This window comes from Delftia sp. GW456-R20, from assembly GCF_001622915.1.
Lineage (GTDB): Bacteria > Pseudomonadota > Gammaproteobacteria > Burkholderiales > Burkholderiaceae_C > Comamonas > Comamonas acidovorans.
Map to the genome: position 1 here is coordinate 1888458 of NZ_LWCN01000004.1, position 20922 is coordinate 1909379.

The window sequence follows — 20922 nt, forward strand, 5'->3', positions numbered from 1 at the left end:
GTGCCGCCAGGGAGACTCAGGCGGGCGGCAGGTGGCAGACGGCCTCGATGTTGTGGCCGTCGGGGTCGAGCACGAAGGCCGCGTAATAGTCGTCGTGGTAGTGCGGTCGCAGGCCGGGCTCGCCATTGCAGCGCCCGCCTGCCGCCAGGGCCGCCGCATGGAAGTCATCGACCATGTGGCGGTTGTCCACGCGGAAGGCCACATGGATGGGCGGCTGGTTGGGCGTGCCCCCGCTGATCCAGAAGTCGGGCTTGGGCGGCTCGCCGAAGCCCGCAGTGTCCGTATGGCCCGTGACTTCGGCAGAAAGCTCCATGAGGATTTCATAGCCCAGCGGCGCCAGGGCGCGTGCATAGAAATCCTTGCTGCGCTCGAAATCCGATACGAGGATTCCCGTGTGGTCGATCATGGCTGTGCTCCTGCCTGTTCATGACGGACACCAGCATGCCATGGAGACCGCTGCGGCACCAGTGGACTGGCGCAGGTGTTCAGTAAGCGACGGTGAAACGCTGGCGCAGGTGCAGGCCCTTGTCCAGCGCGTCGACCAGGGCCACGGCCAGGTCCGCCGCCGAAATCGTGCCGGGCTGGCCATCGTCCTGCATCAGCGGCTCATCCTTGCCCGTGCGGTATTGGCCTGTGCGTTCGCCATGGTCGCCCAGGTGCAGGGCAATGGGCGGGCTCAGCATCGTCCAGTCCAGGCCCTGCTCCTTTTGCAGATCGTTGAGGGCATCGCGGGCAGCCGAGGCGCCAGGCTTGATGGCGGCCGGGAACTCGGGCGTGTCCACCAGTTGCTTGCCGGGTGCGATGTAGAGGCTGCCTGCGCCGCCGACCACCAGGTAGCGCTTGATGCCGGCCGCCTTGGTTCCCGCCACGATGGCGCGCGAGCCGCGCATGAAGTCCTCATAGATGTCGGGATTGCCCCAGCCCGCGTTGTAGGCGCTGACCACGGCGTCCGCGCCCGCCACGGCGCGCTGCACGGCGGCGGCGTCCAGTACATCGGCCTGCACGGCCTGCAGCCGCGGCTGGGCCGCCAGCTTGGCGGGGTCGCGCACCAGGGCCACGACCTCATGGCCGCGCTGCAGCAGCTCCTTCAATACCGCCGAACCCACAAAGCCGGTTGCGCCAATCAATGCCACTTTCATCTTCGGTCCTTTATGGCGCCAGGGCGCCTGTTCACGATGGCATTGAGATTACGCCGTTCACAATGCATGCGGTAGACGGCAATTTTTACCAATACCTTGAAGCGCAGCTTCACAATACAGCCCATGGATGACTACAAACGCATGGCCGTTTTCGCCGCCGTGGTGCAGCACGGCTCCATGAGCGCCGCCGCGCGTGCCCTGGGCATGAGCCCCTCGGCCGTGAGCCAGCAGGTGCGCCAGCTCGAACGCGATGGCGGCGTCACCCTGCTGCACCGCTCCACCCGGCAGATTGCGCTGACCGACACGGGCGAGCGCTACTACCAGCAGTGCGCCGCCATGGCCCAGGCCGCCAGCCAGGCGCGGGCCGAGCTGGCGGCCGCGCGCGACGAGCCCGGCGGCGAGCTGCGCCTGTCAGCCACCGTGGGCTTTGCCCGCCACATCGCGCCGGCCCTGGGCCACTGGCTGGCGCGGCACCCCGCACTGCGCCTGCACCTGGATGTGGACGACGCGCCCATCGACCTCATACAAAGCCGCATCGACCTGGCCTTGCGCTTCGGCCGGCTGGCCGATTCCGGCTGGGCCGCCCGGCGCCTGGGCGCCATGCGCAACTGGCTGTGCGCCTCGCCCGCATGGATACAGGCCCAGGGTGGCGGCGCGGCCTGGCGCCACCCGGCACCGCTGGCCAGCATGCGCTGGCTGGGTCTGGCGCGCGAGGGCCAGGGCCAGGCCCTGCGTGCCGAGGCGCGCCACCCTGACACGGGCGAGACCTACAGCCTGCAGGTGCTGCCGCATGTGGCCAGCAACAACCAGCTGTCCATCCAGCAGATGTGCGAGGCGGGCCTGGGCCTGGCCCTGCTGGGCAGCATGGACGTGGCCGACACGGTGGCCGAAGGCCGCCTGGTGCGCCTGCTGCCCGACTGGGACTTCGGCGGCCTGGACATCTGGGCCGTCACCCCGCAGCGCCAGGCACAGCCCGCCAAGGTGCGCCAGGCCATCGCTGCCTTGCAGGCCTATCTGGCCCGGTTGCCGGGCGTGGTCGATGCGCCGGCCCCGGCCTGAGGATCATGGACAGCGCACGAAAAAAAGCCCGCACGGGGCGGGCATGAAAACGAAGGAAGGACGCTCGCTCAGTCGAGGGCTGTCTTCTGGCCGTTCTTGAACACGCTCAGCGTGTACGAGGGGTTCTTCATCTCGCCGTTCTTCTCAAAGGCGATCTTCGAGGTCACGCCCGAGTAGTCGGCCTTTTGCAGGAAGGGGATGTAGACCTTGGGGTCCCAGGAGTTGGCGCGCTTCATGGCGTCGGCCAGCATCATGGTGGCGTCGTAGAAGTACGGGCTGTAGACCTGGAACTGGCCGGGGTACTTGGCGTCGTAGCGCTTTTTCCATTCCGTGCCGCCGGGCATCTTGGCCAGCGAGGCGCCGCCATCGGCGCAGATCACGTTGTCCAGCGGCTTGGCACCGGCCGCCACCTTGGCCAGCTCGGGCACGCACAGGCCGTCGCCGCCGAAGTACTTGGCATCGTTCAGGCCCAGCTGGGCCATCTGGCGCAGCATGGGGCCGGCCTGGCCGTACATGCCGCCGTAGAAGATGCCGTCGGGCTTCTTGGCCTTGATCGAGGTCAGGATGGCCATGAAGTCCGTGGCCTTGTCGTTCGTGAACTCCGAGGCCACGACCTTCACGCCCAGCTTTTCCGCATCCTTCTTGAACACATTGGCCAGGCCCTGGCCGTAGGCCGTGCGGTCATCGATGATGGCCACGGTCTTGAGCTTGAGCGTCTGCGCCGCGTACTTGGCCAGTGCCGCGCCCAGCGCGTTGTCATTGGCGATCACGCGGTAGGTGGTGTTCCAGCCGGGCTTGGTCAGGTCGGGGTTGGTGGCCGCGCCCGTGATCATGGGAATGCCGCAGTCCTGGAAGACCTTGGACGAGGGAATGGCCACGCCCGAGTTGAGGAAGGCCACGGCGCCGGCGACCTTGTCGTCGCACAGCTTCTGCGAAGCGGCCGTGCCCTGCTTGGGATCGGCCACATCGTCTTCGGCCACCAGCTGGAACTTGACCTTCTTGCCGGCGATCTCCATGCCCTTGGCATTGAGCTCGTCGATGGCCATGCGCACGCCGTTTTCGTTGTCCTTGCCGAAATTGGCCTGGGGACCGGACACCGGGCCGATGTGGCCGATGCGGATCACCTGCTCCTGGGCCATGGCCACGCCACCCATGCCGGCCACGACGGCCGCAATACACAACTTCCGGGACATCTTCATCGCGCACTCCTCAGTTGAAACAGGCCGTCACGTTATTCCCGTCATCGCGGCTTGGCAATGCCGCGTGACGGGGCCGCGACACTCCGCACCAACTCAGTGTTTACGAGCATCCGTCCCCACCCAAAGCTGTGCTGGGTGGCGCGCCGCAACCGGCGACGCAGGCGGCGCTTGCAACTCAGGCCGCGCGGGCCTGGCCCAGCGCCTGCACCTGGGCCAGCTGGTCCAGGGCCGCCAGGCAGGCATGGGCCACCTCCACGCCCTTCTTCACGAAGTGGGCGCGGAAGAACTCCACATGGTCGCCGTGCTCGTGGAAGTCGCGCGGCGTGAGCACGGCGGAGAACACGGGCACCTCGGTGTCGAGCTGCACGCGCATCAGCCCGTCGATCACGGCCGAGGACACGAACTCATGGCGGTAGATGCCGCCATTGACCACCAGAGCGCAGGCGACGATGGCGTCGAAGCGGCCAGTGTCGGCCAGCTTCTTGGCCAGCAGCGGGATCTCGAAGGCGCCGGGCACATTGAAGTGGCTGATGTTCTGCGCGGCCACGCCCTGGGCCTGCAGCTCGGCCGCCATGGAGTCGCGCGCCTGGTGCACGACATCGGTATGCCAGCTCGCGCAGATGACGGCCACGCGGCTGCGGCCCGCGACGGCCCTCCACGGCGTGCCCGAGGCCGTGCCGTGTGCGGAGAAATTCAAGGAGACAGGAGTCTGATTCATGGTGCTCTTTCAAGATGAGACAAATGAATCAGGGCGCGCGCCATGGCTCCGCATGGCGCGGCGCAGCCCATGGGACAACCATGGGCATGGCGCCTGCCATGCAGGTGCTGCGCGATCTCTTTCATCCGGACTGTGACCGTCGGCTCTGGCATCTCACCAGATCTGCTGACCCCGGCCGGCCTTGCGGCTTGCCGGGCGCTCGCGGGCTGCTGGACACATGCCGAAAGGCAGATCCAGATACCGCCGGTGGGGAATTTCGCCCCGCCCTGAGAACGCTGCTTTGCGGCGCACGGACTGCGCACCGCCAAAGACAGAGGCCATTCTAGCCGCGCCCGCAAGCCATTGCCGGGACCGGGGCGCCAGGCGCCCTTGCGCACCACGCCTGCGCGATTCATCTTGCGACACCTACAGAATATGGGCGAATTGCTATCAAAATAGAAGTTTCGCTGTCACCCTTGTTGCCTTGCAAGGACGACCCAGGTCAACCAATACGGCCTGTCAAACGTCATAGGAAGAGATCCAGACAGGAAACACGCCTTTGCCCGGACCCCATACCATGCCCCGTTCCAATGCCCCCACCGCGCAGCCACACCAGCAGCGTGACCTGCGCCCCCTGCGCATGCTGCGCCTGCTGGCCGGCCTTGGCCTCGCCGCCCTGGTCACCGCCTGCGCCGTGCCGCCCGATGGCTACTCGGACATGGGCTCCGGCTACCCCAGCTATCCCAGCTACCCAAGCTATCCGACCTACCCCAGCTACCCCTCTGGCGGCGGCGTCATCTACCCCTCCTATCCCACGCAGCCCGCCTATCCCGACAACGGCTGGTACGAGCGACAGCGCCTGCAGCGTGAGCGCGATCGCCTGCAGTACGAGCGCGAGCGCATTCAGCAGGAGCGCAACCGCGACGCCTGGCGCGACCGCCAGGAGCGCGAGCGTGAAATGCGCGAGCGCGACCGGGACCGTGACCGCCAGGCACAGGACCGCGACCGCCAGTTGCGCGAACGCATGCAGGAGCAGCAGCGCCGCGAAGCCGAGCGCCAGCAGCGGGACCGCGAGCGCGACCAGGGCCAGCAACAACGCGATCGTGAACGCCAGCAACGCGACCGGGAGCAGCAGCAGCGTGACCGCGAGCAGCAGCAACGCGCCATCGAGCGCATGCAGCGCGAAAGCCAGGGCGGGGGCAACCCCTACCCCACGCAGGATCCGCGCCACTGGCGTTGAACGGCTGACCGGCGGCATGTCCGGCCCCCGGGCGCCGCACCATAATCGGCAATGCACCACATCCCTGTGCCGCTTGTGATGGGAAAGGAAACCGCCATGCGCCGTACCCAAGACCTTTGCCAGCGCCCTGCGCTTGTGCCGATGCTTGTAACGCTGGTGGCGGCGCTCATCGCAGGCCCGGCCTCGGCCCAGGTCATCCGCTGCACGGATGCCAAGACCGGCCGAGTCACCTACACCAACAGCAGTTGCAAGGACGGCGAAAACCGCGTGCAGGTGCAGGAAGCCCCCAGCCCCGAAGAACTGGAACGCGAGCGCGCGCAGTCCGCCGCCGCCATAGAGCGCAAGAACCAGCAACTGGCCCGCGAAGAGGCCGAGCGCCGCACGCGCGCCCAGCAGCAGGAGCGCGAGGCACGCAGCCGGCGCGAGCGCGAGAACTCGGCCCAGCGCGACAGCGGCGACTCACCTGCCTGCCAGCAGGCGCGCCGCCGTCTGGACACCATCCTGGCCGAGTCCAATCCCGATCCGGCCACCTGGGGCCCGCGCAGCCAGGCCGCCCAGCAGCAAATGGAAATGGCCTGCCTGGGCCCCAAGGCCTATGAGCAGCTGCAGCAATCGCGCGCATTGCAGCCCAATGCCATCAACCGGCCGTGGATCGTCGGGCGCCCCGTGCCGCCGCAGCCGCTGCCGCCTTCGGCGCCCATCTCGCACTGCAACGTATTTCGCTGCTACGACACCAACGGCGGCATCCATCCGCGCTGATTCACGCGCGCAGGCCCTGCTCCACGGTGGGGTAGCGCAGGCGCAGGCCCAGCTCGGCCTTCAGGCGCTGGTTGCGCAGGCGGCGTGACTCCCCCATGAAGCTCAGCAGGCTGGCCGGCAGCTCGCGCTGTGCCTGCTCGCGCGTGATGCGCGCGGGGCGCGGCAGGCCGTAGAGATCGGCCGCAAAGTCGAAATAGTCCCCCATGCGCAGCTGCGTATCGTCGCTGGCGTGGTAGATGCGCTGCGGCCGGCCGCGCCACAGCGCCCGCACGCAGGCGCGGGCCAGGTCGTCGGCATGGATGTGGTTGGTGTAGACATCCTCTGCGGCGCACAGCAGGGGCGTGCCGCGCAGCAGGCGCCCGCGCGGCGTACCGTTTTCCCGGTCCGGCGCATAGATGCCCGGGATGCGCAAAATGCTGGCGCGCAGCCCGCCGCGCCCGGCAAAGCGCACGGCACGCTCGGCGTTCACGCGGCGCTGGGCACGCGCCGTGGCCGGTGCGGGCGGGCGGCTTTCGTCGATCCAGGCGCCCTCGCAGTTGCCATAGACGCCGGAGGTCGAGCCATAGACCAGGCTCGCCGGCCGGCCGCGACGGCGCAGCACGCGCAGCAGGGCCGTGGTGCGCGGGTCCAGCCACCAGCCCTCTTCGCCGGCAGGCGGATTGGGTGGCGGCGCCAGGTGGACGACGCGCGTGGCCAGGCCGGCCAGACGGCGCAGCGTGGCAGGCGCGTCCAGATCGCCCAGCAGCGGCGTGATGCCGCGCCCGCGCAGATCCTGCAGGCGCTCGGCGCCACGCGTCAGGGCCAGCACGCGCGGGCCCCGTCGTGCGGCACCGGAGCGCGCGCCGGGCGCGCCCGCCAATGCACCAGCCACGCGCAGCCCCACGTCGCCGCAGCCGACGATGAGCACGCGTTCGCGTCGAAAGCGCGCCGGCAGCGCGCCCAATGGGTTTTGGTTTGAGGGCAAAATCCTGGCCTGTTGCGAGGGCGGCCACCCGCGCGCCGCCGGTCGCGGCAGCGGCATGTCCGTCCGGGAAAGAAGATCGCCGGCGCGCTCCACGCGCCCACCGGCGCCCCCGAGGATACCGAGAACATGACCGAGATAGCCAACGCTTCCCACGAAATCACCGTACAGCCCAGCGGCCGCGCCTTCGCCACGCAGGGCAGCGAGACCATCCTGGCCGCCGCCATCCGCTCCGGCGTGGGCCTGCCCTATGGCTGCAAGGACGGTGCCTGCGGTTCCTGCAAGTGCAAGAAGCTCAGTGGCGATGTCACCCATGGCCCGCATGCCGACAAGGCGCTGACCGCCCAGGAAGAGGCCGACGGCTATGTGCTCACCTGCTGCGCCCGGCCAGCCACCTCGGTGGTGCTGGAGTCGCGCCAGGTCACCGATGCCAGCGCCTTCCCCATCAAGAAAATGCCCGTGCGCGTGGCCACGCTGGAGAAGAAGTCGCACGACGTGATGCAGGTGCGCCTGCAACTGCCCGCCGCAGACAAGTTCCGCTACCACGCAGGCCAGTACGTGGAGTTCATCCTGCGCGACGGCGCCCGCCGCGCCTACTCCATGGCCACGGCCCCCCACGTGCAGGACACGGCGCCGGGGCTGGAGCTGCACATCCGCCACATGCCGGGCGGCAAGTTCACCGACCATGTGTTCGGCGCCATGAAGGAAAAGGAAATCCTGCGCGTGGAAGGACCGTTCGGCAGCTTCTTCCTCCGCGAGGACAGCGACAAGCCCGTCATCCTGCTGGCCTCGGGCACGGGCTTCGCGCCCATCAAGGCGCTGCTGGAGCACATCCGCCACAAGGACATCCACCGCTCCGTCACCCTGTATTGGGGCGGCCGCCGCCCCGAAGACCTCTACATGGATGCCTGGGTGCGCGAACAGGCCGAAGCCATGCCGCAGCTGTGCTACGTGCCCGTGGTCTCGGATGCCCTGCCCGAAGACGCCTGGACTGGCCGCACGGGCTTCGTGCACCAGGCCGTGCTGGACGATTTTGCCGACCTCTCGGGCCACCAGGTCTATGCCTGCGGCGCGCCCATCGTGGTCGATTCCGCGCACCAGGCCTATGTGCACCAGCGTGGACTGCCCGACGAAGAGTTCTACGCCGACGCATTCACCACGGAAGCCGACAAGGCAGCCTGAAGCCAGGACAGATCAATCAATACGCAGAAAAACTGCTCTGCATACCTGCGCGCAGCCAGGTGTCGCAATTTTTTTGCACAATAGCGCCCCTATGAACCGTAGAAACAGCCTTCTCTCGGTCATGGCGGCCGCTGCTGCCCTGGCCTCCCCGCTTGCCCTGGCGCAAGAGCCCATCCGCCTGATCGTGCCCTATGCGCCCGGCGGTCCGCTGGACATCACCTCGCGCGCGCTGGCCGAGCGGGTGCGTGACTCCCTGGGAGTGGTGATCATCGACAACAAGGCCGGCGCCGGCGGCAACATCGGCGCCGACGCCATTGCCCGCGCCACGCCGGACGGCATGACCATCGGCCTGGCCGCCACGGCCACCCATGCCGTCAATCCCTGGCTGTACGCCAAGATGCCCTATGACGCGGGCAAGGACTTCGCCGGCATCACCCAGATGGTGCGCGTGCCCAATGTGCTGGTGATGAACGCGGCCCGTGCCGAGCAGCTCAAGATCCACAGCGTGGCCGACCTGATCGCCTACGCCAAGGCCAACCCCGGCAAGCTCAACTACGGCAGCGGCGGCAACGGCAGCGCGGGCCACCTGGCCGGCGAAATGCTCAAGCAAAAGGCCGGTATCTTCGCCCTTCACGTGCCCTATCGCGGCGCCAACCCCGCCCAGCTGGCCCTGCTGTCGGGCGAGGTGGACTTCAACATCGACAACCTGGCCGCCGCTGCACCCAACATCCGCTCCGGCAAGCTCAAGGCGCTGGCCGTGACCACGCTGAACCCCACCACGCTGCTGCCCGGCGTGCCCGCACTGTCCAAGACCTTCCCCGGCTTTTCCATCGACACCTGGTGGGGCCTGGTGGCCCCGGCCGGCACGCCCAAGCCCGTGCTGGACAAGCTGAGTAAGGCCTTTGGCGATGCACTGGCCGCGCCCGAGACCAAGACCCGCTTCGAGACCCTGATGGCCGAACCCGTGTCCTCCACACCCGCCGAATTCGACAGGTTCATGGCCGCCGAGCGCGCCAAGTACCAGCCCATCGTCAAGGCCTCCGGCGCCAAGGTGGACTGACGCCCGGCCTCAGGGGCTGGTGCCGCAGCCCAGCGCTGCGGCCATGCCGGGCTCCCGGCTGTCCACGCGCCACAACGCTGCAGCCTGGTCCCTCGCCAGAGGCTGCTGCACCAGAAACGGATAGTTGCGGCGCGCGTTCTGGTCTCCCACGACCCAGCTGACCCCGGCCGCGCACAGCCGGGCCGGCAACTGCTCAGGCTGCGGCAGCAGCCAGCGCCCCAGTTGCGGCGCAAAGCCAGCGGCATCCTTCATCTCCTTGCGCCAGTTGTCATGCAGGTCGATGGCCGCCTCATCCCAGCGCCCCACCACGGGGACGGGCTCGCGCAGCCGCGCATAGAACGGCACGTCATACCAGTAGCCGTCCAGCATGTAGACAGGCTCGCCCATATGGCGCTGGGACTTCAGGGCAAGGCCCAGCTCGCGCGATGAATGCACATGGCTGACGGCCAGGCCCGCCACGGCCGCCAGCCCCAGGGCCGCGCTCAGGGCAATGCAGCCCAGCCAGGCACGCCGGCGCCCCGCCGGGCCGAAGGAGCCTGTAGCCGCCAGGCTGGCATCCGCCATCAGCCATGCCAGCGGCGGCACGGCCGGCAGGATGTAGCCAATGAGCTTGGACTGAGGCAGCGAGAAGAACACCAGCACGCAGCCGGCTGCCACGGCCATCAGCAGGCGCACCGATGCGAGGAGCCCGTCGCCACCGGCGCGCCAGTAGTCCCGCTGCAGCAGGGTGCGCGACCACAGCAGGCCGGGCAGGCCCATCACCACCAGCACGGCAACGTAGAACCACCAGGGCTGCACGTTGTTGAAGCCAGAGGATGCAAAGCGCTGCAGATGCTGCACCACGAAGAAATAGTGGAAAAAGCCATCAAAGCGCTGCTGCATGGCAAGAAACCAGGGCACGGCAATGGCAGCGAACAACGCAAAACCCGGCAGCGACAGCAGCGAAGGCAGCAGCCGCCACCGCCCGCGCATCAGCATCCAGCTGCCGATGACCAGCGCGGGCAGCACAAAGCCTATGAGGCCCTTGGCCAGCACGCCCAGGGCCGCCAGTGCATACGCCAGGACCAGCACATGCCGGGCAGGCAGGCCACGCTCCAGACACAGCGCCACATGGGCCAGGGCCAGGACCGTCGCGACGATGATCCCGGCCACCAGCATGTCGAGATTGGCGAACTGGCCGCCGACGAAAAACAGGGGCTGCACCGCCAGCACCAGCAGCACCCGGCGCGCCAATGCCCGGCCCAGCCAACGCTGCGTGAACGCATACAGGGCCAGCGCGCCCAGCGTCGCACCCAGGATGGGCGCCGCACGCGCGGCCAGTTCACCCATGCCGAACAGCTTCAGCGAGGCGGCCGTGATCCAGTAGAAAAGCGGTGGCTTGTGGAAAAAGGGCAGGCCGTCCAGCGTGGGCGTGAGCCACTGTCCCGAATGGAGCATTTCCCAGGCGGCTGCCACATAGCGCCCCTCATCGGGCAGCATCAGCGGACGCGCCCATGCCGTGGCGGCCAGCCATGCCAGCACCAGCAGGGCCATGCAGGCGAGGTCGCCGGCCAGCCCGCTGGCATCCCTGGTCCGGTGCGACAGATCCGGCACGGGCAGCGCCTCGGCCATGCCGGCTGGTGAGAAGAACCTCATTGCCACAGCCCGCTCCCGGCCCCAGCCCTTGCGGCCTCATACACACGCTGGCGCGCCAGCCTTCCGAATCCATGATGCATATCGTGCTCCCGGCCCGCCGACTGCGGGCCCGCGCACAATGTCGTGGCCGGCTCTTAAATCCGCCTTAACGGGAGCCGTTCGCCAAGGCCCCGCCATCCGGAAGGTGCCAGCCGGGCCCGGCGCTGCGCACGATGCCCTGCCCCGCCACGGCCTGCAGCTGCGCGGGCGTGATGCGCTGCGGCGCGATCTCGGCCAGCGGCACCAGCACGAAGGCGCGCTCGTGCATGCGCGGGTGCGGAACGCTCAGGCGCGGCAGCGCGATGCGCTCGTCGTCCCACAGTTCGATGTCCAGGTCCAGCGTGCGCGGCGCGTTGCGGTAGGGACGCTCACGGCCGGCCGCCAGTTCGATGGCCTGCAGCGCATCGAGCAGCACCAGCGGCTGCAGCGTGGTGTGCACGGCGGCCACGGCGTTCAGGTAGTCCGGGCCGCTGGAATCGACGGGTGCCGTGCTGTAGAGGGAGGACACGGCCACAAGGCGCGTGCCCGGCAGGCCGCCAATGGCCTGCAGCGCCTGGGCCAGCGCCTGGCCCCGGTCGCCCAGATTGGCGCCCAGGCCAATGGCGACCCAGTGCCCCGGCTCAGTCATCCCCACCCACGGCGCCATCACCACCGCCCTGTGGCTTGCGGCGACGGCGGCGGCGCTTCTTGGGCGCTGCCCCTTCCTCACCTTCCACCTGGGGCAAGGCGGCTGCAGGTGCGTCGGCCTGCTGCGCTTCGCCAGCGCCGGCCTCCTCGCGCGCAGGGCGGGCCTTGGCCACGCGGTGCACCTTGGGCTCGGCGCTGCGCTGGCGGGCGCGCTGCTCGTCGCGGGCCTGGGCGATCAGGTCGTCGCGGCGCGCGTCGTCGGCGTTCTGGAATTCCTGCCACCAGCTGGCCAGGCTTTCATCGACCTCGCCGATGTCGGCGCGCAGGCGCATGAAGTCGAAGCCCGCGCGAAAGCGCGGCTGGGCCACCAGGCTGAACGGCGTGGCGCCCGTGCGCTTGTCAAAGCGCGGCTGCATGACCCAGATCTCGCGCATGTCGGCGGCCAGCTTGCCGCGGCCCGAGACATCGCCGATGCGCTGGTCGAACACTTCGTCGATGGATTCCTGCAGCGCGGGGAAGGGGTGCTGGCGCTGGTTCAGGCGGCGCTCCCAGCCGGTCTTGACGTCATGCCACAGCACGCAGGCCAGCAGGAAGCTGGGCGCCACGGGCTTGCCTTCCTCGACACGGCGGTCGGTGTCGGTCAGCGCGGCGCGCACAAAGGGCTGCTCCGCGCGCTCGACCACCACATCCAGCAGCGAGTAGATGCCGCGCGCCAGGCCCAGGCCGCGCAACTGCTCCACCGAGGCCAGCGCGTGGCCGGTCTGCAGCAGCTTGAGCATTTCATCGAACAGGCGGCTTTGCGGCACATCGGCCAGCAAGGGCTCGCATTCCACCAGGGGCTTGGCGGTCTTGGGCTCGATCTTGAAGCCCTTGCCCGCCAGCTTGGCAGCGAAGCGCACGGCGCGGATGATGCGCACCGGGTCTTCGCGATAGCGCGTGGCCGGGTCGCCGATCATGCGCAGCATGCGCTTCTTGGCGTCGTCGATGCCCTTGTGATAGTCCACCACGATCTGCGTGCGCGGGTCGTAGTACATGGCGTTGATGGTGAAGTCGCGGCGCGTGGCGTCCTGGTCCTGCGGGCCCCAGACGTTGTCGCGCAGCACGCGGCCGCTGGCGTCCACCGCATGGTGCATGCCGGCGAGCTGGGCCTTGCTGGTGCGCTCGTTGCCGCTCACGGCCTCGGCCGCGCTGTTGTCCAGGAAGGCGCGGAAGGTGGAGACTTCGATGACCTCGTTCTCGCGCCCGCGGCCATAGACCACGTGCACGATGCGAAAGCGCTTGCCGATGATGAAGGCGCGGCGGAACAGGCCCTTGACCTGCTCGGGCGTGGCATTGGTGGCCACGTCGAAGTCCTTGGGGCGCAGGCCCAGCAGCAGGTCGCGCACGGCGCCGCCGACGATGTAGGCCTCGTAGCCCGCGTCCTGCAGCGTCTCGACCACGTCGATGGCACGCCGGTCCACCAGGTTGGGGTCGATGCCGTGCACCTGCACGGGCACTTCCTGGCGCTTGCCGAAGGGGGACTTGCGGGCGCGGGGGGCAGCCGAGGTCTTGCCCAGCAGCTTGTCGATGATGTTCTTGATCATGGTGCTTCGCCAAACAGGTCCAGAATGCGCCAGCCACGTTCCTGGGCCAGGGCGCGCAGCCGTGCGTCGGGGTTGGTGGCCACGGGGTGGTCCACGCGTTCGAGCAGGGGCACGTCGTTCCAGGAGTCGCTGTAGAAGAAGCTCTCCACGCCGCCCCAGTCCAGGCCACGCGCATCCAGCCACTGCTGCATGCGCTGGACCTTGCCGTCGCGCATGCTGGGCGTTCCACGGATCTCGCCCGTGAACCAGCCCTGGGCGTCGCGCTCCAGTTCCACGGCAATCAGCTCCTGCACGCCCAGTGCGGCGGCAATGGGGCGCGTCACGAACTCGTTGGTGGCCGTGACGATGATGATCTGGTCGCCCGCCTGCTGGTGCGTGCGCAGCAGCTCCAGTGCCTGGGGACGGATCGCGGGAGTGATCACCTCGCGCATGAAGCGCTCATGCGCCTCGCCGGCCTGTTGCGCGCCACGGCCGCAGAAGGCCTCGGTGGCAAAGCGCACATAGTCGTGCACGTCGAGCGTGCCGGCCTGGTAGTGCGCGAAGAACTCGGCGTTGCGGCGGCCGAACTCGGCCGGATCGGTCCAGCCGATGCGCGTCGTGAACTCGCCCCACTCGTAGTCCGAATCGAGCGGCAGCAGCGTATGGTCCAGGTCGAACAACGCCAGCCGGGGCCGGAGTTGCTTCTGATCAGAGGTCATGCATATCCTAAAAAAATGGGTCCCGCGCTGCACTTGCAACGCAGGCTCCGCCGGCTCCCGCAGTCCCTGCCCACACGAGAATGTGGGCTCATTCGGTTTCCAGCATCGTCTTGAGCAACGGAATGGTGATGGCGCGCTTGTTGCGAAGCGCAAAGCCGTCGAGCATGTCGAGCAGCTGCATCAGGCTGCCCAGGTCGCGTGAGAAGCGCTTGAGCATGTAGTCCATCACATCGTCGCCCAGAAAAACGCCACGGGCATCGGCCTCCTGGCGCAGCACCGCGCGGCGCGCGGTTTCATCGAGCAGTTGCAGCTGGAACACATGGCCCCAGCCCAGCCGCGTGCGCAGATCCTCGCGCAGCTTGAGGTCGGCCGGCGGCAGGGGGCCGGCTCCCAGCACCCAGCGCGGCGAGCCCGTGGCCGGGCTCGTCGCATTCACGAACCAGTTGAAGGCCCGCGCCTGCTGCAGCGGAGTGTAGATGTCCACGTCGTCCATCAGCACCGCCGCCCAGCGCTCGTCGAACGGCGGCGGGAACAGGGTGGATGCATCCATCCAGCCCACCATGGCGCCCTGCTCGCGCAGCGCCTCGCGCACGGCCTTGAGCAGGTGGGTCTTGCCCGAGCCCGACTCGCCCCAAAGATAGGTGGGCACCGGCGTGCGGGCAGTCTGCATGCGGCCGTCGCCCACCCAGTGGCGCAGATGATCGATCACTGCGGCATTGGGACCGACGAAAAAGCGCGACAGCGTCGGACTCGACGCCATGCTGATATCCAGAGCCAGCTGCTTCATCTGCGACATACGCGCAGCGCCCCCTTTCCTGTGTCCAGGCGGGTCCATGCGGCAAAAGCAGGCAGAGGAATCGGCAACGGCATTGGGTTGAGAGCAAAGACAGGCCCGCCTCGGCGCAGCGCTGCGGCAAGGCGGACAACGCCCGGGAGCTCCCGGGCGGACGAGGGATTTTAGTCTGCGCGGCGCCCGGCACGGCGGCAGCCGGCCCGCATGTGCAACGAAAGCCCCCTCGAAGCCCACTGGCGCGCGCGCCTGCCGGCGGCCGGCGCCGTAGAATCCCGGGGTTCCAGCCCGGCATCGGGCCTACCGCACCGTACCCATCCATGAGCTCTTCTGCCCCCTCCTCTACCCCGATTTCCTACAAAGACGCCGGCGTCGACATCGTCGCTGGCGATGCGCTGGTCGAGCGCATCAAGCCGCTGGCCAAGAAGACCATGCGCGAAGGCGTGATGGCCGGCATCGGAGGCTTCGGCGCGCTGTTCGAGGTGCCCAAGCGCTACAAGGAACCCGTGCTGGTCTCGGGCACCGATGGCGTGGGCACCAAGCTCAAGCTGGCCTTCGAGTGGAACATGCACGACACCGTGGGCATCGACCTGGTGGCCATGAGCGTCAATGACGTGCTGGTCCAGGGCGCCGAGCCCCTGTTCTTCCTCGACTATTTCGCCTGCGGCAAGCTGGACGTGGACACGGCCGCTGCCGTGGTCGGCGGCATTGCACGCGGCTGCGAGCTGTCGGGCTGCGCACTGATCGGCGGCGAAACCGCCGAAATGCCCGGCATGTACCCGTCCGGCGAATACGACCTGGCGGGCTTTGCCGTGGGCGCAGTCGAAAAATCCAAGATCCTCACGGGCCAGAGCGTCGCCGCAGGCGACGTGGTGCTGGGCCTGGCCTCGGCCGGCGTGCACTCCAATGGCTTTTCCCTGGTGCGCAAGTGCATCGAGCGCGCCGAAGCCCAGGGCAGCCTGCCCGAATCGCTGGACGGCAAGCCGTTCAAGCAGGCCATCATGGAACCCACGCGCCTGTACGTGAAGAACGTGCTGGCCGCACTGGAGCAGCACCCCATCAAGGCGCTGGCCCACATCACCGGCGGCGGCCTGCTGGAGAACATCCCCCGCGTGCTGCCCGAGGGCCTGGCAGCCCACCTGGATGCCGGCAGCTGGCCCCAGACCGAGCTGTTCGCCTGGCTGCAGAAGACGGCCGGCATCGACGCCGTGGAAATGAACCGCACCTTCAACAACGGCATCGGCATGGTCGTTGTCGTGCCCGCCGAAGCTGCCCAAGCCACGGCCGCCACGCTCAAGCAGCTGGGCGAGACGGTCTACACCATCGGACGCATCGCCGCACGCGGCGAGGGCGAGCCTGTCGAGGTCCGCTGACCACGGGCCCGCAGCGCATGACCCAGCACCTGCCCTCGCCCATCATCTCCCCGCAGCCCGCGCCCACGCGCGGCGTGACGCTTTCCAGCTATGTGCTGATGGCAGGCGCCCTGCTGCTGATCATGTGGCAGGGCCTTTTGCCGGGCATGCTGTGCGTCTGCGTGGGCTTTCTGGTCACGCGCGCCCTTGCAGGGCTGCTGGCACGGGCCCAGCCCAAGGCCCGGCGCGGCTCGCTGCCGCGCTGGACCCAATTGGTGGCAGCCACCATCGTCATTCTTGCGCCGCTGGCCCTGCTGAGCGGCGCGCTCTCGCATACACGCACCTACATCACCGACGCGCCGCAGCAGTACCGCGAGCTGCTCGACTATCTGGCCCACACGGTGCTGGAGCTGCGTGACAAGCTGCCCGCCGACATGGCCGACCAGTTGCCGGACGGCGCGCAGGAAATCCAGCACCTGCTGGCCAGCTACCTGGCGGCCAAGGCCGGCGCCCTGGCCCATGCGGGCCGCGCCTGGCTTACCGGCCTGCTGTACGCCTATGTGGGCCTGATCATCGGCGCGCTGGCCGCCGTGCGCCCCATCACCACGCGCCGCCCGCCCCTGGTGGCTGCGCTGCGCGAACGCATCCGGCTCATGGGGCTGGCCTTCCGCCAGATCGTGGCGGCGCAGTTCTGGATTGCGGCCTTCAACACCTTCCTGACGGCCATCTTCCTGCTGGGCGTGCTGCCGCACTGGAACCTGACCCTGCCCTACACGCCAGCCCTGATCACGCTGACCTTCATCGCGGGCCTGGTGCCCATCGTGGGCAACCTGCTGTGCAATGCGGTGATCACCATCGTGGGGCTGTCGGTCTCCCCGGTGGCCGCCGCGGCCTGCCTGGGCTTTCTGATCCTGATCCACAAGGCCGAGTACGTGATCAACGCCAAGGTGGTGGGCCAGCGCACGCACATGGGCGTGTGGGAGCTGCTGGCCGTGATGTTCGTGGCCGAGTCGGTGTTCGGCCCCGCAGGCCTGGTGGCGGCGCCGCTGTTCTACGCCTATCTCAAGAAAGAGCTGGAAGCCGTCCGGCTGGTCTGAGCAGCGCTCCGACCCTGGGGGTTGCTGCCGCTACAGGCCCCTGAGCCGCCGGATCACCTCGCGCACGGCCACGGCCTGCGCGCCCTGCTGGGAATGCAGGAAGCGCTCCAGGTCTTCGAGCGCACGCTCGGTCACTCCCCACTGCGCATAGGCCAGCCCCCGGTCCCGGAAGATCTCCGGCATGTCGGGCCGCAGCACGGCCAGCCGGTTGAGCACGGCCACCAGCAGCGGCCAGTCGCGCCGCGCATGGTGGATCTCCTGCAGATTGCGCAGCATGCGCTCCAGAATGTCGCGCGGCGATGCGCCCTGCAGGTACATGCCCAGCGGAGCCGCCTCCTCGGCGGACAGGCCGGCGTTCTGCCAGAAGGGCTCCAGCCGCTCGGCCAGGCTGTTGGCCGAGAAGGATTCACCGCTCAGCGGGTCCATCACCACCTGCCCCTGGGGCAGGCGCAGCTTGACCAGGAAATGCCCGGGAAAGCTCACGCCCTGTGCCGGCAGATCGATGGCCGCAGCCAGCTCCAGCCAGATCAGCGCCACACTGATGGGAATGCCGCGCCGCGTCTGCAGCACATGGTGGATGTAGCTGTTGGCCGGGTCGTAGTAATCGTTGAGATTGCCGCCAAAGCCCAGCTCGCCATAGAAGAACTGGTTGAGCACGCGCAGGCGCTGCAGCGAATCGGTTTCGCCGGCCAGGCGCTGGAGCAGGCGCACCTGCAGCCGGTCCAGCTCGGCGCTGGCTGCCTGCAGGTCGAGATCGGGCACGGCATCCTGGGCGATGCTGATTGCCGCCTCCATCAACGGCAGGTGGTCATCGCTTTGCACCAGCGCTGCAAAGTATTGCAGGGCCGTTGGCGTGTCTTCGTAACTCCAGCTCATGATGCTTTGTATATTGCAGCGCCCAAGCCTGCAATTATGCGGGTTTGGGCGATGCCTCTCAGCGCCGCAGCAGTGCGCGCAGCTTGAGCCCCGCCGCCCACAGCGCACCGAAGTACAGCAGCACCGAGGCGGCCATCAGCGCGGCGAGCAGGCCCACACGCTGCCAGCCGTTGGCACGCAGCGCGATCCAGTCGAAATGCTGGCTGCCCCAGGTCAGCAGCACGGCCAGCAGGCTGCTGGCCGCGACCACCTGCAAGCCCAGCCGGCCCCAGCCCGGCTTGGGACGGTAGACGCCCCGGCGCAGCAGACCCCAGAGCAGCCAGCCCGCATTGACCAGGGCTGCCAGGCCGATGGACAGCGCCAGGCCGGTATGCGCCATGAAGGGCACCAGGACCAGGTTGAGCAGTTGGGTGATGACCAGCACCACGATGGCGATCTTGACGGGCGTGCGGATGTCCTGGCTGGCGTAGTAGCCTGGCGCCAGCACCTTGATGGCCACCAGGCCCACCAGGCCTGCGCCGTAGCCGACCAGCGCCAAGGCGATCTGGCCCACGTCGCTGTCCTGCAGCGCACCGCGGTGGAACAGCGTGGCCACCAGCGGCTCGGCAAAAGTGAGCAGGCCCACGGCGCACGGCACGGACAGCAGCACCACCAGGCGCAGCCCCCAGTCCAGCATGGCCGAGTAGCGCTCCGAGTCGTCGGCCGCCTTGGCAGCGGCCAGCTGGGGAGTGAGCACCACGCCCAGCGCCACGCCCAGCAGCGCCGTCGGAAACTCCATGAGCCGGTCGGCATAGAACAGCCACGTCACGCTGCCCGGTTGCAGATAGGAGGCGATCTGGGTGTTGATCATCAGCGAGACCTGGGCCACGCCCACGCCCAGCAGGGCCGGCGCCATCAGCTTGAGGATGCGGCGCACGCCGGCCTCGGCCCAGGCTTGGCGCAGCGCAGCTGGCGAAAAGCCGATGCGCGGCAGCAGGCCCAGGCGCGCCAGCGCAGGCAGTTGCACCGCCAGCTGCAGCACGCCGCCCAGCATCACGCCACCGGCCATGGCATAGATGGGCTCGATGCCGCGCGCCTGCAGCCAGGGCGCGCCCCAGAAGGCGGCGGCGATCATGGCCAGGTTCAGCAGCACCGGCGTGGCGGCCGAGACGGCAAAGCGCCGCCAGGTATTGAGCACGCCGGCAGACAGCGCCACCAGCGACATGAAGCCGATGTAGGGGAACATCCAGCGTGTCATCAGCACGGCGGCGTCATAGCCCTCGGGCGACTGGCGCAGGCCGCTGGCCAGCAGCCAGACCAGCAGCGGCGCGCCGACCACGCCCAGCACGCAGGTCACCAGCAGCACCCAGAACAGCAGCGTGGCCACGTGCGAGATCAGCGTGCGCGTGGCCTCGTCCCCCTCCTTGGCCTTGCTGGCGGCCAGCACCGGCACGAAGGCCTGGCTGAAGGCCCCCTCGGCGAACAGCCGCCGAAAGAGATTGGGAATCCTGAAGGCGACATTGAACGCATCGGTCAGCGCATTGGCTCCGAACATGGAGGCCATGAGCAGATCGCGCACCAGCCCGGTGATACGGGAGGCCAGCGTCAGCAGGGAAACGGTGGAGGCGGCTTTGAACAGTGACACCGTGGGGAGTGTATGCGCTGGCATGCCCCGCCGGCCGGCGCGCCAGGCGGGCCTGGCCGCTCTTGCACTCCGTTGCAACAGGCCGGCCCGCGCGGCCTGGGCCCTCAAGGCCCTGTCCGGGCTGCGTGCTATAATCCCGCGCTTCGCCGACAACATCCTCAGACACTAGGAACACATATCATGGCATCCAAGCCCGCAAAGAAGAACCCCCGTCTCGCCTCCGGCCGCAAGCGCGTCCGCCAGGACACCAAGCTCAACGCAGCCAACACCTCGCTGCGTTCTAAGTACCGCACCGCCGTCAAGAAGGTCGAAAAGGCCGTTCTGACTGGCGACAAGGCCAAGGCAACCGAACTGTTTGCCGCAGCCCAATCCGTTCTGGACACGATCGCCGACAAGGGCATCTTCCACAAGAACAAGGCCGCTCGCGACAAGAGCCGCCTGTCCGCCAAGGTCAAGGCCCTGGCCGCCGCCTAATCCAATTAGGCAACCGCACGGATGGCTCCGGCCATCTGCCGTTTGTAACGGGTGCGCTGTCAGCGAACGAGAAAACCGCCTTCGGGCGGTTTTTTTGTGCCTGAACGATGCTCCTGCATCCGCATGTCCCACCAAAAAAGCCCCACCCTCCGGAGCACAGGCGAAAAAAAACGCACCCCAGGCGCGCTTCACATCGGACGGGAACGACCCGCAAAAAAAGAAGCCGGCCTCAGCGGGCCGGCTCGTCCGGTATCAGGCAGGCCTCGGCAACCTGCAGGTTGTTGTCCTTGGCGAAGTTCAGGCAGAAATCCCAGGCCATGGGCTCGTAGTCGCGCAGGTCGCGGTGCACGACCACGCACTTGACGCCATTGAGCGTTGTGGGAACACACCAGGGCGAGTAGCTCAGGTGGCTGCCGCGCTGGGCACCACCGGGGCGAAACTGGCTCATGACGCCTGCCAGCCGCTCAGCCCAGTCGCTGGGCCGGAAAGTCTTGCCTTCGTGGGTGATGCCCTGGATGAACAGTTCTTTGCTGGAGGGAGAGACCATCAGGATGCACGCCAAAATACGACTTGCGCAACAAGGAACAACACAGGCGACCTGCCAAGGGGCACGGCGCCCTGCCACATCCTGCTTGCGCAAGTCCTTCAAAAAAGTCAGAGCCCACAGGCAGGATCGCTGCCAGCAGGCCAAGCTGGCATTTTATCTCTTATATAAGAGCTGAGGCCTTGTTGCAGCGCACTACCCAAGTGTGGCGTAGGTTCATTGCATGGCTGTGATGCGCAAACCGCAACGGTAGGCCATCGCGCGGCCCCTAGAATCGGGCTTCGCTG

21 protein-coding genes and 1 riboswitch are annotated in these 20922 nt (G+C 68.1%); of the genes, 8 read left to right on the plus strand and 13 right to left on the minus strand.

The window, feature by feature from the left end; all coding sequences use genetic code 11:
• Positions 1-16 precede the first annotated feature (16 nt).
• Positions 17-406 carry a VOC family protein gene (locus A4F85_RS13735; protein ID WP_012204123.1) on the minus strand — a complete coding sequence of 130 codons (390 nt, stop codon included), beginning with the start codon at positions 404-406 and terminating at the stop codon, positions 17-19.
• 79 nt (positions 407-485) lie between these two features.
• Entirely contained in the window at positions 486-1139 is a 654-nt protein-coding gene (locus A4F85_RS13740; RefSeq protein ID WP_063326894.1) for an NAD(P)-dependent oxidoreductase, read from the minus strand.
• Positions 1140-1262: 123 nt separating this feature from the next.
• Between A4F85_RS13740 and A4F85_RS13745 the strand changes: the two genes are divergently transcribed.
• Positions 1263-2198, plus strand: a complete 936-nt coding sequence (locus A4F85_RS13745; protein ID WP_063326895.1) for a LysR family transcriptional regulator — start codon at positions 1263-1265, stop codon at positions 2196-2198.
• A 68-nt stretch (positions 2199-2266) separates the two neighbouring features.
• Here the strand turns inward: A4F85_RS13745 and A4F85_RS13750 are convergent, their stop codons facing one another.
• The gene (locus A4F85_RS13750; protein WP_013803650.1) at positions 2267-3397 is read right to left on the minus strand and encodes a branched-chain amino acid ABC transporter substrate-binding protein; all 1131 of its coding nucleotides are present in this window, start codon (positions 3395-3397) and stop codon (positions 2267-2269) included.
• 175 nt (positions 3398-3572) lie between these two features.
• Complete coding sequence (locus A4F85_RS13755) at positions 3573-4115, minus strand: 6,7-dimethyl-8-ribityllumazine synthase (RefSeq protein WP_013803651.1); 543 nt, start codon at positions 4113-4115, stop codon at positions 3573-3575.
• Between the two features lie 109 nt (positions 4116-4224).
• A riboswitch (FMN riboswitch) is annotated at positions 4225-4393 on the minus strand.
• A 278-nt stretch (positions 4394-4671) separates the two neighbouring features.
• Here A4F85_RS13755 and A4F85_RS13760 point away from each other — a divergent pair.
• Both A4F85_RS13760 and A4F85_RS13765 read left to right on the plus strand, forming a co-directional pair.
• Complete coding sequence (locus tag A4F85_RS13760) at positions 4672-5334, plus strand: hypothetical protein (RefSeq protein ID WP_063326896.1); 663 nt, start codon at positions 4672-4674, stop codon at positions 5332-5334.
• A gap of 96 nt (positions 5335-5430) precedes the next feature.
• A complete protein-coding gene (locus A4F85_RS13765; RefSeq protein ID WP_063327980.1) occupies positions 5431-6093 on the plus strand; it encodes a DUF4124 domain-containing protein in 663 nt (220 codons plus the stop codon).
• A gap of 1 nt (position 6094) precedes the next feature.
• Here the strand turns inward: A4F85_RS13765 and A4F85_RS13770 are convergent, their stop codons facing one another.
• Positions 6095-7114: an SDR family oxidoreductase gene (locus A4F85_RS13770; RefSeq protein WP_170962078.1), complete on the minus strand. Its 1020-nt coding sequence runs from the start codon at positions 7112-7114 to the stop codon at positions 6095-6097.
• A gap of 69 nt (positions 7115-7183) precedes the next feature.
• Here A4F85_RS13770 and A4F85_RS13775 point away from each other — a divergent pair, with 69 nt between their 5' ends.
• Positions 7184-8236, plus strand: a complete 1053-nt coding sequence (locus A4F85_RS13775; protein ID WP_012204115.1) for a CDP-6-deoxy-delta-3,4-glucoseen reductase — start codon at positions 7184-7186, stop codon at positions 8234-8236.
• Positions 8237-8327: 91 nt separating this feature from the next.
• Complete coding sequence (locus A4F85_RS13780; protein WP_043781175.1) at positions 8328-9296, plus strand: Bug family tripartite tricarboxylate transporter substrate binding protein; 969 nt, start codon at positions 8328-8330, stop codon at positions 9294-9296.
• Positions 9297-9305: 9 nt separating this feature from the next.
• Here A4F85_RS13780 and A4F85_RS13785 read toward each other — a convergent pair whose 3' ends face one another.
• From A4F85_RS13785 to hda, 5 genes are all read right to left on the minus strand, one after another.
• Complete coding sequence (locus A4F85_RS13785) at positions 9306-10931, minus strand: ArnT family glycosyltransferase (protein ID WP_197485492.1); 1626 nt, start codon at positions 10929-10931, stop codon at positions 9306-9308.
• A gap of 145 nt (positions 10932-11076) precedes the next feature.
• The gene (gene folK, locus A4F85_RS13790) at positions 11077-11616 is read right to left on the minus strand and encodes a 2-amino-4-hydroxy-6-hydroxymethyldihydropteridine diphosphokinase (RefSeq protein WP_063326897.1); all 540 of its coding nucleotides are present in this window, start codon (positions 11614-11616) and stop codon (positions 11077-11079) included.
• Positions 11591-13180 carry a polynucleotide adenylyltransferase PcnB gene (gene pcnB / locus A4F85_RS13795; RefSeq protein WP_063326898.1) on the minus strand — a complete coding sequence of 530 codons (1590 nt, stop codon included), beginning with the start codon at positions 13178-13180 and terminating at the stop codon, positions 11591-11593. Before pcnB ends, folK begins: the two co-directional genes overlap by 26 nt.
• Positions 13177-13878 (minus strand): HAD family hydrolase, encoded by a 702-nt coding sequence (locus tag A4F85_RS13800; RefSeq protein WP_012204110.1) that lies wholly within the window; start codon positions 13876-13878, stop codon positions 13177-13179. The genes pcnB and A4F85_RS13800 overlap by 4 nt, the downstream gene beginning before the upstream one ends.
• Positions 13879-13966: 88 nt before the next feature.
• The gene (gene hda, locus A4F85_RS13805; protein ID WP_026062235.1) at positions 13967-14665 is read right to left on the minus strand and encodes a DnaA regulatory inactivator Hda; all 699 of its coding nucleotides are present in this window, start codon (positions 14663-14665) and stop codon (positions 13967-13969) included.
• 323 nt (positions 14666-14988) lie between these two features.
• Between hda and purM the strand changes: the two genes are divergently transcribed.
• Together purM and A4F85_RS13815 are read left to right on the plus strand one after the other, a co-directional pair.
• Positions 14989-16041 (plus strand): phosphoribosylformylglycinamidine cyclo-ligase, encoded by a 1053-nt coding sequence (purM, locus tag A4F85_RS13810; protein ID WP_063326899.1) that lies wholly within the window; start codon positions 14989-14991, stop codon positions 16039-16041.
• Positions 16042-16058: 17 nt separating this feature from the next.
• The gene (locus tag A4F85_RS13815; RefSeq protein WP_012204107.1) at positions 16059-17117 is read left to right on the plus strand and encodes an AI-2E family transporter; all 1059 of its coding nucleotides are present in this window, start codon (positions 16059-16061) and stop codon (positions 17115-17117) included.
• Positions 17118-17147: 30 nt separating this feature from the next.
• Here A4F85_RS13815 and A4F85_RS13820 read toward each other — a convergent pair whose 3' ends face one another.
• Together A4F85_RS13820 and murJ are read right to left on the minus strand one after the other, a co-directional pair.
• Positions 17148-17993 (minus strand): SirB1 family protein, encoded by an 846-nt coding sequence (locus tag A4F85_RS13820; RefSeq protein ID WP_012204106.1) that lies wholly within the window; start codon positions 17991-17993, stop codon positions 17148-17150.
• Positions 17994-18051: 58 nt separating this feature from the next.
• A complete protein-coding gene (gene murJ, locus A4F85_RS13825; protein ID WP_063326900.1) occupies positions 18052-19617 on the minus strand; it encodes a murein biosynthesis integral membrane protein MurJ in 1566 nt (521 codons plus the stop codon).
• A 180-nt stretch (positions 19618-19797) separates the two neighbouring features.
• On the opposite strand from murJ, the gene rpsT reads away from it, so the two are divergent.
• On the plus strand, positions 19798-20091 hold the full coding sequence (rpsT, locus tag A4F85_RS13830; protein ID WP_012204104.1) for a 30S ribosomal protein S20: 294 nt from the start codon (positions 19798-19800) through the stop codon (positions 20089-20091).
• 229 nt (positions 20092-20320) lie between these two features.
• Here rpsT and A4F85_RS13835 read toward each other — a convergent pair whose 3' ends face one another.
• Entirely contained in the window at positions 20321-20638 is a 318-nt protein-coding gene (locus A4F85_RS13835; protein WP_012204103.1) for a DUF3579 domain-containing protein, read from the minus strand.
• Positions 20639-20922: the final 284 nt, after the last annotated feature.